This window comes from Aquimarina mycalae (assembly GCF_029906345.1).
In the GTDB taxonomy this organism is placed as follows: Bacteria; Bacteroidota; Bacteroidia; order Flavobacteriales; family Flavobacteriaceae; genus Aquimarina.
Map to the genome: position 1 here is coordinate 88,217 of NZ_JARYGY010000007.1, position 16,235 is coordinate 104,451.

Sequence of the window (16,235 nt, forward strand, 5' to 3'; positions counted from 1 at the left end):
ATTAAACCCAACAAGAAACCATCACTGTCAATTTTTAAAACTGTATGATCATCTTGATAATTTGTAGTTGCTACTCATGATCACAAAATATAAAAAGCTATACCAACTCGTATAGCTTTTTGTTTCTTATTTCTACTTACTCTTGCTAGTTATCTTTGCCGCCACTAGTCACAGACTAGCGGGAGCGAGGGATTGGATATTTTTTACTCCATTCAACATCATTAGTAAAATCTTCCATAAGCTCAAGAGTTAACTCACCCGCTTTCTTTTCATTTCCATTACATAACTCATTAAGGATATAACTGGACCAATTTAAGCTAAAGTTCTTTTCTTCTCTTACTTGAAGCCAATCGTGAAAGTCATCAAGGATATTTTTATCTTGTTCAGAGATTCCAAGGCTAAAACCTATTAAAAAGGACGCCAATGAAGAATAAGAGTTTTTGTCCAATAGGTACATTCCTTTTCTTATCTTCAAGTGATAAACAATATTTTTTAATTTAGATTTCATATCTACTTTAATTAAAATTTAAATAATTGCCATGTTCAAATAGTTTTTTATAATCATTAACATGTAACCCATTTGGACCTGTTACTCTATCAAAAATCATATCTCCTTTTCTAACAGCGTGATGAATTTTAAAATTCCTTCGCTACCGCTAGTCTGTGACTAGTGGTATTATTATGTTGTTAAACCCAACAAAAAACCATCACTGTCAATTTTTAAAACTGTATGATCATCTTGATAATTTCTGGCACTACTATATTTCCAATCTACTTGATCTATAACAAAACCCGATGCTATTGGATTATTATGAATATAATCAACCTTTTGTTGAATCACTTTATCAGTCCATAACTCGATAGGTTTATTATGTTGTTGCCAAAACTGTCGTTTTGTAACAGTTACGTTTTCTTTTCCAGCTTTTTCAAACATCCATAGCAACCATTCTTTTCTACTTTCTTGTGGATTAGCTTCTATTGTTGCAATAATCTTCTTGGATGTGTACTTTTTAAAATCTCTAATCAATCCTGAAGGATCGCCATGACCAGATCTAAATATCAAGTGTACATGACTAGGCATAAAACAATATGCATATACCTCCATTCTTTTATGTTTTCTACAATAATCAATACTCTTTGCAAGTATCGACAGGTAAATTTCTCTAGTAAAAACATCGATCCAATATACTGTAGCAAAGCTTACAAAATAGAGACCTGATTTGTTATGAAATTTGTAGTTTCTACTCATTATCACAAAATACAAAAAGCTATACCAACTCGTATAGCTTTTTGTTTCTTATTTCTAGTTACTCTTGTCTAGTTATCTTTGCCGCCACTAGTCACAGACTAGCGGGAGCGAGGGCAATGTTTATAGAGCTATTCCAAATACTTTTCTAAATATAACAAAAGCCACAACTCTAAAAGTTGTGGCTTTCTTCTTTTATTCTTACTCGTACCGCTACTAGTTGCAAACTAGCAGTAGCAGCATACTATACCCGAGCGGGGCTAGCGGGGCGAAGGAAACAGGCTATTCTGTAACTTCTATTCTTTCGCTACCGCTAGTCTGCGACTAGTGGTGTTACAATGTTGTTAAACCAAACAAGAAACCATCACTGTCAATTTTTAAAACTGTATGATCATCTTGATAATTTGTAGTTGCTACTCATTATCACAAAATACAAAAAGCTATACCAACTCGTATAGCTTTTTTGTTTCTTATTTCTAGTTACTCTTATCTAGTTATCTGTGCCGCCACTAGTCACAGACTAGCGGGAGCGAGGGGTCTTTGGATTTCTTAATTGGTAAAGTAACTGTAGAAGTGGATAACCAACTCCTAAAACGCGTTATCGAAGTACAACAAATGGATGATAACGATAAAGAGCATATCTTATACACTCTTGATGCACTTATCAAAAATGTAAAACTTAAATCTATCGCATAAAAAAATCCACAACATTACTGCTGTGGATTTATCAATCCTCATGTTCTTACTCATACCGCTACGAAGTTAAAAACTATCGCAGAGCATCACTCTTCGGAGAGCTGAGAGCGATCACTCTAGCGGCAGCAGGGAGTATTAACTATGACCAACTATTGTCATTGAGAAATATTGCCCCTCTATTATTCCTAGATCATTACACCAAACATTATCCATTCCATTTAAAACAATTGGATTATAATCTTCTAAAACAATCCTTTCTTTAATCTGTTTAAGTATATTATTTCCTAAATTACTTATATTTTCTGTTTTAAATTTATCATACCATTCCTTAATAAGGATTTTTTTTATCTCATTATCTCCTTTTAATTGACTAATATAAGTACCCTCATCATAGTTTATTATAACTATATAAATCATCATTTAAATCATTATGTAAATTAAGTTTTATTTCTTTGGCTGTGATTTTCACCTGAAAAATCAGCTTTTCCTTTCCAATGGTTCATTTGTTTCCTAGCCTTTTCCATCATCTTCTTATCTTGTTTAGTCTTATTAGGTTTAGACTTTAGAGATTCGAATTCGTTTTTGAAATTATTGTATTTATCTAGAGCTGATTCTTTTGCCTTTTTATTTGAATGTTTTCCATTTTTACCACTTGATTTCTCATTGACTTTTTCTTCCTCAAAATCCCCCATCCTTTTAATAGGACTATCACTTTCACCTTCTGTTTTTACTATTTTATCATCAACTTTAAATTTCTCATCAACAGCTGTTTCTTCTAGGATAGAGTTCATTAAATTCTCATGATATTCCTTACCTCTATGAAGACATATATCACAAGTTTCCCCTCCTGTATTAGGACTCATTGTATCTGTTAGCACTGCTAACACAGTGGCAATAGCAGTACCTCCAAGTTTAATTACATTTTTTAAAGTACTTGATTGCTTAGCTACCTCTTTTGTAGCTTCTTGAACTACTTTGCCAGTAGCAACCATAGGACCAATAGGGCCTGGCCCACGTGCTTGTTGCACTTTTATTGGTTCATGAGTAATTACATCTTTTTCATTAATAGGTTCCCCTTCTAATCCTTCTAATTCAACTTTCCAGATAGGACTGTTATGTGCAAATTGATATGTAGAAATAGACATATATTCCTCACTAACAGGATCAACTCCAAAAAACCTACCTATTTCTGGCATATAGTTTCTATACCTAAATGTGAGCCAGTTTAATCCAAGTTCATTTTGTTCTTCTTGACCTAAATAACTATAGTTATGGTTACGCCCAGTAATGGTGTTGTTGTACCCTTTATGTTGTAGTCCAAAAGGATAATAATTTTTTTCCTGTAGGATTTCATGAGTCAGATCACCATCACCGTCTACATCTGTGTTATTTCTCAGCACGTCTATTCTCCCATCTTCATCAATATCAGCATAAGACAGTCTAATATTTCCTAGGTGGTCTTTGAGTTGGTATACATAATCAAAACTTCCATCGTTTTTAGGTTGTATATATCCTTCAGGATGGTTCATAAATTCTAAAGCACCATTCTTATAGATATAATTCCCTGCATATACTGTTTCTGTTAAAGAACTTCCCTCTGTTACGATCTTTTTTAGTTTCGCTCCAGTGGCGTCGTAAATATAGCTAATATTTCCGTTAATTGATCGTGGTTGATCATTAATAGTTACGGTTTCAGGTAGATTAAGATAATTATAGGTAATCCCAGTAATGCTTTTGTTACGATCGATAATCATATTACCATTTACATCATATTCATAGTCATTCCCAATGGTATTTCCATCTATAAACCCTTGAGTAGGATCTTCTGTATCTGTTACTTTTAGTAATTTGTTTCCAGCATCATATTCATAAGTAAGGCGATCAATAAGTACAAAATCCTGATCACTACCTCTTGAAAGCGATTGGATATTACCATTTTTATCATAAGAATATCCACTACCATATTTAAACTGACCAAAATAAAGTATTCCAACAAAACCTTTATAATATGCAGCGCCTGTTAGTCTATTAAGATGATCATACTGATAACCATACATTCTACTATTCATTTCATCATCATTAGCAGTTTTCCATACAACCTCTTTAATATTTCCGTTGTAGAGTTTAGCAAAATCATTTAGTTCGGATTTGTTATAATTAATCTTAAAACTAAACAGGTCATCCCCGATGTTGTTTACATCATTAATATCGGTCAACCATCCACGTACATTATATTTATAATCTACAGTCTGTAAGGGCGCTTGCTCTGCATTTCCTACTTTTTTACGTTCTAGCTGTCCCAGATCGTCATATACATTGTGTACAATCATCTCTTCTGGCTCACTATTGATCTGTTGTTTTTGGGTCAATAATCTCCCCATATGATCATAGGTAAAGGTGTCTTTGGTAGTAATAGTTGTTCCAGCTTTGGTATGCATGTTTTGGCTTATCAGTACTCTTCCTGTAAAATCTAATTTATTTAAGCTCCAATCCTCTGTTGCTAAATAATCGTTTTTCACATGCGTTGACCAAATTCTTCCTTTCTCTTCATAATACATAGCTGTAGTTATCCAATCATTGGTTCCTAAAACACGTACCTGTGTTACCGTTGGCAATCCTTTTACATTTGCTACAGAGGTCATCCCTTCCCAAGTTCCAGAGCCATTAGCAGGATTAAAACTTACTACATTTCCTACTTCATAATCATCATAATAGTTGATGGTATAAATCTTATTGATTCCAGTAGGAATAGCGTCATTGGTATAATATACATCAGTTCCTGCAAGGTTTGTTGACCCTGAGGTTTTTGTGACATATTGCGTATAGGTTGCTGTATTATCTGCATATCCTTGCATCTGAGTTCTTGAAATTAAACCTGGATGAAGGTGTAACCCAGTATACGCTACTCTTCCAAAAGCGTCATATTTAGTAAACAACCATTCATTGTTAACCCTTTGATTGGCATCTTGTGTCAATACAGGTTGATCTAGTGTATTGTATACAATATACTCCCATCCTTTGCCAGGGATTTTCTTTTCTACCAATCTATTTCTGTTATCATACTTGTATTGATAACAGAGCTCATTGAGTTCTGTGCCAGAGACACCATTTGTAAGATCTACTTTTGGGGATAGTACATAAGTCAGATTCCCAAAATCATCATATATATAATAGGTATCGTGAGGCTCTTGCTCATTAAAAGTTCTTTTTAAGATCACTCTCCCTAACTTATCGGTATACTCTTCTGTAGTATGATTATCTCCATCACTGCTTTTCCAGTTTTCATCCTTGGTGATATTTACATACAGATCATTGGCGGCATAGCTTCCTTCTGTAACAAGTGTGGGTGCTTCTGTATTGCCATTGGTAAAACTCACCTTAAGATATACCACTCCATCAGCCAGACTGTTGGTTTGTCGATCCATCTTGATGGTGTGATCTGTATTATCAGATTTGATTTTCCAATCCAATCCTGGTGCTCCTTGTTTAAGTGGTCTTTGTAATGGTGACTGCTCAAACACAGTTTCTGAATACGGATTGGTGGTTTGCTGATATTTGGCTGAGTTATAAAAAGCATTCAGTTCTGCTAATGGATCGGTATAGATCGCTCCGTTTTGGGTTTGATCAGAGGCATAAGGCAAGTATTCTTTTGCTTGTCTCCCATAATCATCATACTCATAATGAGTGATGATATCCTTAGGAGTAGATTGCTGGATCAACTCAGTAATCGGTGTACCTGTACCATCTATTTGTGTCAATACTGGATTCCAGAAGTACTGACGTACATTAGGATCTGTGGCACTGAATAAATAACTTCTAAATCGTGAGGTAACCGTAGTATCCCTCCACTTAAAATCTGTACCACTCATTACCTTAGTTCCATTAAGATCATACACACCACTAATACCAGAATTTCCTCCTGTATAGGTATGTGGATGTACAACACCTACTAGTAGATACCAGGTATCTAATTGTGGTAAATCTCCATAAAAGAAATAAGGATTGTTATTTTGAGAACCGCTAAGGTTGTTTACAGTAGAGGTTCCGTGATAAGTAGTTCCATTTTGTGATCCAGTGCGTTTTACCCAAACCGTATATCTATAGGATATATTCTTATCGACTGCAATATAATCTACATTCCAACCTCCATCAGCATTGCTTTCTGGATCATTACCACATTTCCATAACATAGATTGTGCTCCAAATGGATTTTCTCCAAACAAACGTTCATTCTCTGAGGCTTGTCCGTTTTTGTTAAACAAAGGTGTAGATCCTGTGCCTACACTCCAATCATTGGTCCAATCCAGGATATTGGTACTTTGTTGTTGTCCTCCAGCGTTAACCGCTACCGACTGCTTGGCTCTACCCAATCCATCAAAGTAATTGACCGATATGATCTTATCGCTCTCTAATACCTGGTCTTCTTGTCCTTCTTGTACTGCCTTTTGATAAGCAGTGGTTTGTACATAATTCTCTGTCTGCGTCTGTGCAGTTACTACTGTACTTACTAATACAGTAACAGCTAACCATAATTTTTGTATCGTTCTCATTGTATTAGTTGTTTTTATAGTGATATGCATTTTCTGACAGGATGTTTCCTTGTGCATCTTTTACTTTCTCTACTCGATTAAACCTATCATAAGTATAGCTCATCTGATACCCTCTTGGGTCGGTCACACTAGTAACTCCAATCAGTGGGTCATAGGTATAATAACTCATCTGTGCATTGGCAAAGAATGCGTGATCCTGCAAGGTTTGTAATTGTGATCTCAAGGCAGCTTCTTCACTTGCGGTGTTTTCAGTATCAGAAGCAGTTTTGATCTGATGGATCAAATTGGTTACATCTGCAGGCATTCCTGTATAACTCGCATTGGCAATCTTGGCAATCGGATAAGTATCCTTATATCCCCAGATATATATGATATGTGAACCATCTGTCTGGGAGACTTCTAATGGATTGCCATAACTATCGTATTTGTGATAGGCAAGACGTTCTTGTACTGTTTCTGTTGATTTTCCTGCTTTTACCATATGTGGTGCAATCATATTAGATTCCCACTCTTTGTATACCTGTTGCACGGTTCCTAAGACGGTACTGTTCTTGGTATTCTTAGTATAAATCGGTGCTGTGATCATATTCAAGGTATTCATTTTAGTAATCACTGCCTGTTCTGCAACAGTATACTCCGATGTTGGATATCCACCTACTGCATAATAGATATCATCTACATAGACATCTGTATTTCCTGCCTCTGTAATGGTTCTGGTGGTTTGCTTAGGTTGATAATTGATCGTATTGTAATCGTATTCTTGTTTGGTTTCTACTACGGATTGTGTTCCTGCACTATCATAGAAATAGCTCTTGGTCACAGATTCTTTAAGCTGTGTCCATCCTGAACGTAGGTTATCCTGTAATATATATCGGGATCCTGCTCCACAATTATTGAAAGAATTTATACAAGGGACATTACCACACGAAGGAATATTGATCGATGGAATCGTATTAATATTACCATCATAAGAACCATAGAACTGCATCCAGGCACAAGTCTCTGGATTTACAGCCTTGTATGATGGAGCGATCGTATTCTCTACAAAATTATAGATGGTATTTTCAGTCTCTTGTAATTTTCGCTGGTCATTATCATATATTTCTTGTTTGACTAATAACCCTCTTTTAAAATCTAGGTTAGGTGCTGGTGCAAATGGATAAATAAACACACTGGCTGGAGTAGGATACTCCTTTGCAGTAGTATACTTATATAAAGAATACCCATTATTGGTTTCTGATACTTTTACAGTACTATACCCTATATAGTTTCCTTTAGTCAACTGAGCTGTGGTTCCCTTAGTACTTACTTTATACTTTACCGTTGTTGGAATAAAATTACTACCATTATCAGCTCCCGAAAACAAGTGTTTTACAATATTTACTTCATACTCATTTTTCAAACTTCCTGTTTTGATATCTGCCACACCAGAAGATATTGCTGGATTTGCTATATCATTATAATCGTACTGAACTCTCTTTGCTACTTCCATCGTATTAGGAGTGTCTTTAAAAACCACTTCTTTGATTCTAACTCCTCCACCTTTTAAGAACTCTGAAAAGGATGTGGTATTAAGCGTATGATAATCAATACGTACTGTTGCACCTACCAGATTAAACCCATCTATATTATAATCATGATGTTGTAAAAACAGGTATTGATCTCCTTGCGTAAGTGAGAGTTTCATAGTTTCATTGGCACTATCAAATTGAACTGCAACTCCCTGACTAGGGTCGTTTACTGGTGATAGAATGACACTAATTCGATCTACGCCTTGTTCCCATCCTGCGATACTGTTCAAACTAATGTCTACTTCCTGATTATGGGTAAGTGAGAAGGCCAACACACCTCCTCCTGATTGAGGACTTATAGAAGCTGGATGTGTTTGTGCATATTGTTGCGTAATGATATTATCTGGATTTAGATAATAATCTTCTGTAGTCAAAGGTGTAGTTCCTTGATGAGAAAATGTATTCGATTCAAAAACAAATTCTTTTACACCTCCTGTGGGATATTGGATCTGTGATAATAATCCTGCTTTGATCGTTTCTGGATTATATATCGTTTGATAATTAAATCCCCAAGGATCACTTTCTGAATCAAAGGAAGCCAGATTGCTTGTATTGGTATAAGATAATTTATAGCTGTTAGAAGTACCTGTGATTGGTTTTTCTTCTACTTCTGTAAGCCATAACCGATCGGTTTGTTCATAAGTGAAATGATATCGCTTGTTTTCGGTTCCATCTGCATTATTGATGATTAGGTTGGTAAGCATGGCTCCATTGGTTTCTGGATGTGTGCCTCCTAACTGAAAACTTACCGAAGTATTATCTCTAAATCGAATCGATGCCAGTTTTTTGGTTTGTGTTCTAATCGTAGTATACGAAACTGTCTGTTTTGGTTTTAGAATAGAGGTATTATACCCATTTTGCAGTACATCTACAGAAATTGAGGGAGTGATCGTGTTGTAAGTACGAGACGCAGCACTTACATATTCTTCTAAGGAAGTCTGATAACTAAAAGTAGCTATATTTATCCCATTACTAGTAGCTACACTGGTTAAATGCCAAGCTGTTGTTGCCGAGTAATTACCATTGGATGCTGGTACAATTCCTACTCCTCCAGGTCCTTGTGGAATGGATCCATTAAAAGGAATCGTTTCCGAACTTTCTGTTTCAGTAAAATAATACCTATACCCATTGGTATCAGTAATAACAAAAGCATTAATTTCCTTTGTAGATGAAGGACTATAAATGATTTTCACATTAGGATCATTGGATAGTAATTTCACCCCTTGATTGGTCACTACAAACCTTCCTGAAAATCCTAAAAAGTTAAATTGATATAAATCCAATTGTGTATCATAACTATTTGCTGATGTTCCTACTGCATTCCATGCGAATTCATCTTTTTCTAAACCAGATAGTGTATTATAGTTCCAAAAATCTGGATTATGCAATACTCCTAAACGATCCGTAGCATTGCTCTCATCAGGAAAACCTCTGACGGTTCTGGAGATACTTCCTCCAGCAAATAAAGACCAACCTGTTCCTATCCATCCAGAACGACTGTCTACTTTTACGCCTTGGGTATTATACTGTAAGGATAACCCCAGACTTATGCCTTTATGGATTGTTTTAGAAAATAAAGGAATCCCAATACTGGGTTGTCCTGTGTAATACTCTACAGGAACCTCCTCGAACTGCATCAGGTTTGCTACAGTGGGTGATGGAGGTACAATCGTAGGTAATCCGAAAGGACTATCTCCCTCTGGAGTATTCTGACCATACATAGTAATCCCTAGAAAAAGGGTCATCACTACAAAAGAAATCTTCTTCATAAAAAATAATTAAAATTATACACCAATTCAATTTTTCAGGCGGCAAATGTACTGGAAAACCACAATACTCGCAATGGATATTTTCCCGTATATCCTATTGTTTATGTTGTTATCACCTACTGCTGTCAATCGTATTTTTGATATGCAGCAAGCACATTTTATCCGCGTTCTTATAGGTAGGTGTTACCAGTACTAGATATGTTACCCCTAAATCTGCTTTTTTTTTTAATTTTTTTTTACGAGTAGGAAAACTGAACGCAATATTAGGTTCATTTATATTAGCATAAATGAGTTCATTTTTAGGAATACGTATCAACTTTTATTGTTGAGATTACGTTATAGAATATTGAATAAAAACAGAGTATGGAATATTACTGCCTTTTAAAAGCTTGGATTTTACCTTTAGTCGCACTACGCCATAACCATTCTAATGGGCCATATTTATAATGACGCAACCATATATCACTTAGGACCGCTTGCAATGATATAAGAGCTATAGCAATAATTACCAGGTATAGGGTACGTACTTTTCCTAATAATCCTATTCCCCAACCAAATAATAGAAAAGTACCAATAAGAGATTGTAATACATAATTGGTTAAAGCCATCCTTCCATAAGAAGTGAAAAAAGATAAGAATTTATATCCTCGCTTTCTTTGATATATTAGGATAAAAGCGCAAAGAATAATTGCAGTAAGGCCAATATTAGACCAGTCATATGCATTAATTCCGAACACATGAAGCCAGCTTTTAAAATCAACCGGCTGTGGAGATAAAGCGAAAACTCCTCCAGTTATAACTAGTGTGATAACAAAAAAAATGGAAGCTTTTTTTAGCCAGTTCTTAACCATAGGGATTTTTTCTTCTACCTGATGAAATAAGCCAATTTTTCCTATCCATAAACCAATAAGAAAATACCCAAATGTTAAATAGAATCTGCCAAACAAACCAATCTGAAAATCCATTTTTTGTAACATTCCCTGATAACTATTAACAGCAAATACTGATGTAATGCTACCTTCCTTTAAGGTATTGATATAGGAAATATTCATAGCGCTATTAGCATCCATGATCGGTGGTAATCCAAACGCACTTTCGTTTCCTAAAATTGCATAAGAAATAAATCTAGGGATACTTATCAAAAACAATCCTGCAACTAATAGAATCCATTTATTTTGCAAGCGATAAAAAGGAATAAGAAATGGGGCCAATAGGGCATATATGGTTAAGATATCTCCTTTATAAAATAGATGATGCGCATAGCCAATAATAAATAACAAAAAGGCTCTCCAAAGGAATCTCATCTCGAATTTTTCTCCTCTTTTTGTAGCAGCATCCATTTGTATAAAGAAACTTAAACCAAAAAGAATCGAGAATAAAGCGAAGAATTTACCAATAATAAAAAAACCAATCACACCACTAAGAATTTGGTCAAAAAGACCATTACTAATTTCCATCAAATTTTCTGAAGGTGGAGAAGCTATATATTGCTCGTTCATATGTACCAAGCATACACCAGCTAATGCAAACCCCCTTAAGGCATCAATAATTGTAATTCTATTTGTGTTGATATTCTCCAAGATCATTAAAATTAGCGTATTACAATTTTTAAACAAAAAGTAAAAGGTTAATTTCTCTTAATGTTAATATAGTGTATTGATCTAAAACTATTAATCAATTAATTTTACGATTGATTTAACAAATTTTAATAACATTCCTGTTATTTTTGTCAACTTAAAATAATTTTCGGATTGGTAATAAAATGTAAAATAGCAAGGCTTTTGATTGTATTAGGTTTTCTTTTGAACCTAAGCAATTATACCATAGAGTTATTTGACGCATATGATGGAGATAGTTCATCTATAGTTTTTAATATGGATGATACAGAAGAAAAATCTGAATCTAATGAAAATGAAAAATCAGAAAAAGAAGATTTAAAAGAAAAAGAAAAGATTTCTCAGTTTTATCAAGATTTTAATGATAGAGCTATTACCATGTTAGAAAGGCGATATCCCGATTTTTATATTCACAATTCTTCGGTATATCTGGAATATTCCACACCGCCTCCAGAACACTCTTAATTTTACGGTACCTGCTGTTTTGTTTGGGTTTAATAAAATTTAAAACATAATAGCGCTTTTATATGTGTAGTTTTCTCTTGCGATAAGCTGCATATCTACTATTTTTTGTGCCTTTTTTAGGCCCCATATTTAATTAATAAAAAACTATGAACATGTTTAAAAACATAAAAAATGATCTTCCTGCTAGTATTGTAGTGTTTTTTGTAGCACTGCCACTTTGTTTAGGAATCGCACTTGCTAGTGGAGCTCCACTTTTCTCGGGATTAATTGCTGGGATTGTTGGAGGAATTGTTGTAGGAGCATTAAGTGGCTCACAAATTGGAGTAAGTGGTCCTGCTGCAGGGCTTGCTGCAATTGTATTAACTTCTATCGGAGCTTTAGGAGGTTTTGAGAACTTTCTAGTAGCTGTTGTACTAGGAGGTGCAATACAAATAATTTTAGGAATTCTTAAAGCTGGTGTTATTGGGTATTACTTCCCTTCATCAGTGATTAAAGGAATGCTTACAGGTATCGGAATTCTTATTATTTATAAACAAATCCCTCACTTTTTTGGGTATAAAGCTGATGGCTCTGGAGAAGGTATACTAACAGAACTTTCTAATGCTTTAGGAAATATAAGCATCGGTACAACCGTGATTGCTGTGATTTCTTTAGCAATACTAATTCTTTGGAGTAACGTATTATCAAAAAAAGGAAAGCTCTTTACGTTGGTTCAGGGACCTCTTGTTGCTGTGGTAGTTGGTATACTATATTATACTTTTACAAAAGGCACTTCTTTTGAAATTGCTAATGATCTTCTAGTTTCTGTTCCAGTACCAGAAAATTTTGACAGCTTTTTAGGGCAATTCGCTTTTCCTAACTTTGCTGTAATTACACGAAGTGATGTATTATTAACAGGATTTACAATTGCATTAGTTGCATCTTTAGAAACGTTATTGTGTGTGGAGGCTACAGATAAAATCGATCCACAAAAAAGAATAACACCTACCAATAGAGAATTATTAGCGCAAGGAGCAGGAAATATGATATCAGGATTGATAGGAGGTCTGCCAGTAACTCAGGTAATTGTAAGAAGTTCGGCTAACATCCAATCTGGAGGTAAAACTAAACTTTCTGCAATAGTTCATGGATTCTTTTTGTTAATTTCTGTAATTGCTATCCCGAGATTACTGAACCTTATTCCGCTTTCAGTTTTGGCAGCAGTTCTGTTAATAGTTGGATATAAATTGGCAAAACCTTCTACATTCAAGGCAATGTGGAATGCTGGACGAAAACAATTTGTGCCATTTATAGTTACTGTATTAGGAATCTTTTTTATCGACTTATTATGGGGAATTGGATTAGGATTGGCAGTAGGAATCGTGGTTATTTTGTTCAAAAGCTATCAAAATTCTCACTTTTTGCATATTGAAGACAATAGTAATGGTAGGCATATGATTAAAATGACATTGGCAGAAGAAGTAACCTTTTTTAATAAAGGAGCTATTTTGAAAGAGCTGGATCAATTACCAAAAGATACGTATCTTACACTAGATGTTAGGAAAACAAGATATTTAGATAATGATATTGTGGAAATATTGGAAGATTTTTCAGAAAAAGCTAAGGCTCGTAATATAGATATTAAGATAATTTCTGAAAGAGGAATAGTAGAAAATCCTAATAGTTATATCGAATTTTTTGAACTTAGACCTAAAACTGCTTAAATTAAAAAAATAGACAGACATGAAAGCACAGACAAGAGAAACTCAAGCAGCAATTACACCGCAAAGTGCCGTGCAATTGCTTAAAGACGGAAACGGAAGATTTCTAAAAAAGAAAATGACAGATAGAGATTTATTGGATCAAGTAAATGATACTCAAGGCGGTCAATATCCTTTTGCTACTATATTAAGTTGTATAGACTCACGAGTATCCTCAGAATTAATTTTTGATCAAGGAATAGGAGATATTTTTAGTGCCCGTGTTGCTGGTAATTTTGTAAACGAAGATATTCTAGGAAGTATGGAGTTTGCGTGTAAACTAGCAGGTACTAAATTAGTTCTTGTATTAGGTCATACAAGTTGTGGTGCGGTAAAAGGAGCTTGTGATGATGCTAAAATGGGGAATCTGACTGCGTTATTAAGTAAAATTAAACCAGCGGTTGAAGCAGTTAATGAACCAACAGATGCATCATTAAGAAATTCTAAAAATATTGAATTCGTTAATGAAGTTGCTGAGAAAAATGTACATATGACTATCGAAAATATTAGAAAAGATAGCCAGGTACTTAAGGAAATGGAAGATAATGGTGAGATCCTTATTTTAGGAGGGATGTACCATATCGATAGTGGTAAAGTAACTTTTTTTGAAGGGTAAAACCCTTAAAACTATATCAAAAAAAGCCAATGTTGTAAGAGCATTGGCTTTTTTGTTTCAATTTTTATAGCTTTAGTGATAATTAACATAACTTAGATATACAAGACATGAAGGGTTTATTCAATAATATAAAAGGAGATGCTTTTGGAGGTTTGACGGCTGGTATTGTAGCACTTCCGTTGGCATTGGCATTTGGGGTATCATCTGGTCTTGGGCCGACAGCAGGGCTTTATGGAGCTATTTTTATTAGTTTTTTTGCTGCGTTATTTGGTGGTACAAACACTCAGATTTCAGGACCGACAGCTCCAATGACCGCTGTAAGTATGGTGGTAATTGCAAGTATTATTGCAGCCAATGAAGGAAGTGTCGAAAAAGCGTTACCCGCAATTTTAACTGTATTTCTGCTTAGTGGATTAATGCAAATTGGATTAGGAGCAATAAGACTAGGAGAATATATTAAATATATCCCTTATCCAGTTGTCTCTGGTTTTATGACAGCTATTGGTGTGATTATAATACTTACCCAGATTTTGCCATCTTTAGGCTATTACCCGAAAGAAGATGAAGAATATGTTACTAAGTTTAAACCAATGGCAGAAGAAATGATTCTTGAGAATATCTTAATAGAAGAGGCAGGAGAAGGAATCTTGGTACTTGAAGATTTTAAAGAAACTATTTCAAGAGCAGGAAATATTACGCAGGATGATATTTTAAAAGAATCTCAAATTCTTGCCGCCAAAGAAGCATCAGGAGCATTAGGAGCTATAAAAACGTTCCCAAGAGTAATTAGAAATATTAATTGGTTGGAATTTTTACTGGCCTTAGGAACGATTTTTATTATTTACGGATTTAAGCGCATCACTACTGTAATTCCGAGTACATTGGTAGCACTTTTAGTGATGTCTGGGATTGCATATGGTTTCGGGTTGGACTATAGACCTATAGAAGAAATCCCTAGTGGGATTCCAGTCCCTAGATGGGAAATTTTTACAGGGTTTAGTTTAAGTAGTGTTACGCCTTACATTTTTACGGCACTTACATTGGCGTTGTTAGGAGCGATAGATTCTTTGCTTACGAGTATTGTAGCAGATAATATGACCAAAACTAAGCACAAACCTAATAAGGAATTGATTGGGCAAGGAATCGGAAATAGTATTGCTGCATTATTTGGAGGGATTCCAGGTGCTGGAGCAACCATTAGAACCGTGGTAAATATAAATTCTGGAGGAAAAACAAAGTTATCTGGGATGATTGCTGGTTTGATATTATTTATAGTTATGTTGGGATTTGCACCTGTTGCTTCAAAAATTCCAGCTGCTGTTCTAGCTGGAATATTAATCACTGTGGGTATAGGTGTAATGGATTATAAGGGCTTAAGAGCAATAACAACTTTACCAAAAGACATCAAATTAGGACCTATAAAATTGAGTTCTGAAGTGTTAATTATGTTGATTGTTTTGGTGTTATCAACCTTTTGGAACCTCGTATATGCTGTAGGTATCGGATTGGTAATTGCTTCTCTGATGTTTATGAAGCAAATAGGGCGTATAACAGCAGAACGATCCGACATTAAGCCTTTAAATGAAGAAGAAACCTGGAATGATGAAAAAGATTTTTCTGAACGATTAAAAGAAAAGGTTTTTATAAAACATTTGAAAGGGCCTTTATTTTTTGGCTCTACAAGTGATTTTCAGCAATTGTCGTTGCAGATACCTGATACTGCATTAGTTGTGGTTATGAGATTGAATAGAATGCAATATATGGATCAATCTGGTTTATATACAATGGAAGATATGATTGTCGATCTGCAAAAGAGAGGTATTAAGGTTCTTTTTGTTGGCTTACTAAAACAACCAAGATATATGATGCAAAGAATTGGTGTTATTCCAGATCTAATCCCTGAAAACTGTATTTTTCAGGACTTTGATAAATGCATTCAACAATTAGATGTGTAGTTCAAGATCAGG

At 34.8% G+C, this 16,235-nt stretch carries 11 protein-coding genes; 5 read left to right on the top strand and 6 right to left on the bottom strand.

The genetic code is table 11. The annotated features are described in order from the left end of the window. Positions 1-175 precede the first annotated feature (175 nt). Positions 176-508: a hypothetical protein gene (locus tag QBK95_RS16875; RefSeq protein ID WP_280935726.1), complete on the bottom strand. Its 333-nt coding sequence runs from the start codon at positions 506-508 to the stop codon at positions 176-178. A 171-nt stretch (positions 509-679) separates the two neighbouring features. Beyond that, positions 680-1,249, bottom strand: a complete 570-nt coding sequence (locus tag QBK95_RS16880) for an REP-associated tyrosine transposase (RefSeq protein ID WP_280935727.1) — start codon at positions 1,247-1,249, stop codon at positions 680-682. A 537-nt stretch (positions 1,250-1,786) separates the two neighbouring features. On the opposite strand from QBK95_RS16880, the gene QBK95_RS16885 reads away from it, so the two are divergent. Further along, on the top strand, positions 1,787-1,942 hold the full coding sequence (locus QBK95_RS16885; RefSeq protein WP_280935728.1) for a hypothetical protein: 156 nt from the start codon (positions 1,787-1,789) through the stop codon (positions 1,940-1,942). Between the two features lie 135 nt (positions 1,943-2,077). Here the strand turns inward: QBK95_RS16885 and QBK95_RS16890 are convergent, their stop codons facing one another. From QBK95_RS16890 to QBK95_RS16905, 4 genes are all read right to left on the bottom strand, one after another. Further along, positions 2,078-2,362, bottom strand: a complete 285-nt coding sequence (locus QBK95_RS16890) for a hypothetical protein (RefSeq protein ID WP_280935729.1) — start codon at positions 2,360-2,362, stop codon at positions 2,078-2,080. 17 nt (positions 2,363-2,379) lie between these two features. Then, positions 2,380-6,492 carry a DUF6443 domain-containing protein gene (locus QBK95_RS16895; protein WP_280935730.1) on the bottom strand — a complete coding sequence of 1,371 codons (4,113 nt, stop codon included), beginning with the start codon at positions 6,490-6,492 and terminating at the stop codon, positions 2,380-2,382. 4 nt (positions 6,493-6,496) lie between these two features. Continuing rightward, positions 6,497-9,832 (bottom strand): RHS repeat domain-containing protein, encoded by a 3,336-nt coding sequence (locus QBK95_RS16900; RefSeq protein WP_280935731.1) that lies wholly within the window; start codon positions 9,830-9,832, stop codon positions 6,497-6,499. Positions 9,833-10,203: 371 nt separating this feature from the next. Next, positions 10,204-11,412, bottom strand: a complete 1,209-nt coding sequence (locus QBK95_RS16905) for a DUF418 domain-containing protein (protein WP_280935732.1) — start codon at positions 11,410-11,412, stop codon at positions 10,204-10,206. 201 nt (positions 11,413-11,613) lie between these two features. Here QBK95_RS16905 and QBK95_RS16910 point away from each other — a divergent pair, with 201 nt between their 5' ends. The 4 genes from QBK95_RS16910 (at position 11,614) to QBK95_RS16925 (ending at position 16,223) form a co-directional block, all read left to right on the top strand. Further along, complete coding sequence (locus tag QBK95_RS16910; RefSeq protein WP_280935733.1) at positions 11,614-11,913, top strand: hypothetical protein; 300 nt, start codon at positions 11,614-11,616, stop codon at positions 11,911-11,913. 152 nt (positions 11,914-12,065) lie between these two features. Further along, positions 12,066-13,616 (top strand): SulP family inorganic anion transporter, encoded by a 1,551-nt coding sequence (locus QBK95_RS16915; RefSeq protein ID WP_280935734.1) that lies wholly within the window; start codon positions 12,066-12,068, stop codon positions 13,614-13,616. A gap of 19 nt (positions 13,617-13,635) precedes the next feature. Continuing rightward, on the top strand, positions 13,636-14,268 hold the full coding sequence (locus QBK95_RS16920) for a carbonic anhydrase family protein (RefSeq protein ID WP_280935735.1): 633 nt from the start codon (positions 13,636-13,638) through the stop codon (positions 14,266-14,268). Positions 14,269-14,375: 107 nt separating this feature from the next. After that, a complete protein-coding gene (locus QBK95_RS16925) occupies positions 14,376-16,223 on the top strand; it encodes a SulP family inorganic anion transporter (protein ID WP_280935736.1) in 1,848 nt (615 codons plus the stop codon). Positions 16,224-16,235: the final 12 nt, after the last annotated feature.

What these genes read in the sequence shown, in the direction of transcription:
- QBK95_RS16875 (WP_280935726.1), bottom strand. Translation starts at nt 508, where the DNA reads ATGAAATCTAAATTAAAAAATATTGTTTATCACTTGAAGATAAGAAAA.
- QBK95_RS16880 (WP_280935727.1), bottom strand. Translation starts at nt 1,249, where the DNA reads ATGAGTAGAAACTACAAATTTCATAACAAATCAGGTCTCTATTTTGTA.
- QBK95_RS16890 (WP_280935729.1), bottom strand. Translation starts at nt 2,362, where the DNA reads ATGATGATTTATATAGTTATAATAAACTATGATGAGGGTACTTATATT.
- QBK95_RS16895 (WP_280935730.1), bottom strand. Translation starts at nt 6,492, where the DNA reads ATGAGAACGATACAAAAATTATGGTTAGCTGTTACTGTATTAGTAAGT.
- QBK95_RS16900 (WP_280935731.1), bottom strand. Translation starts at nt 9,832, where the DNA reads ATGAAGAAGATTTCTTTTGTAGTGATGACCCTTTTTCTAGGGATTACT.
- QBK95_RS16915 (WP_280935734.1), top strand. Translation starts at nt 12,066, where the DNA reads ATGTTTAAAAACATAAAAAATGATCTTCCTGCTAGTATTGTAGTGTTT.
- QBK95_RS16920 (WP_280935735.1), top strand. Translation starts at nt 13,636, where the DNA reads ATGAAAGCACAGACAAGAGAAACTCAAGCAGCAATTACACCGCAAAGT.
- QBK95_RS16925 (WP_280935736.1), top strand. Translation starts at nt 14,376, where the DNA reads ATGAAGGGTTTATTCAATAATATAAAAGGAGATGCTTTTGGAGGTTTG.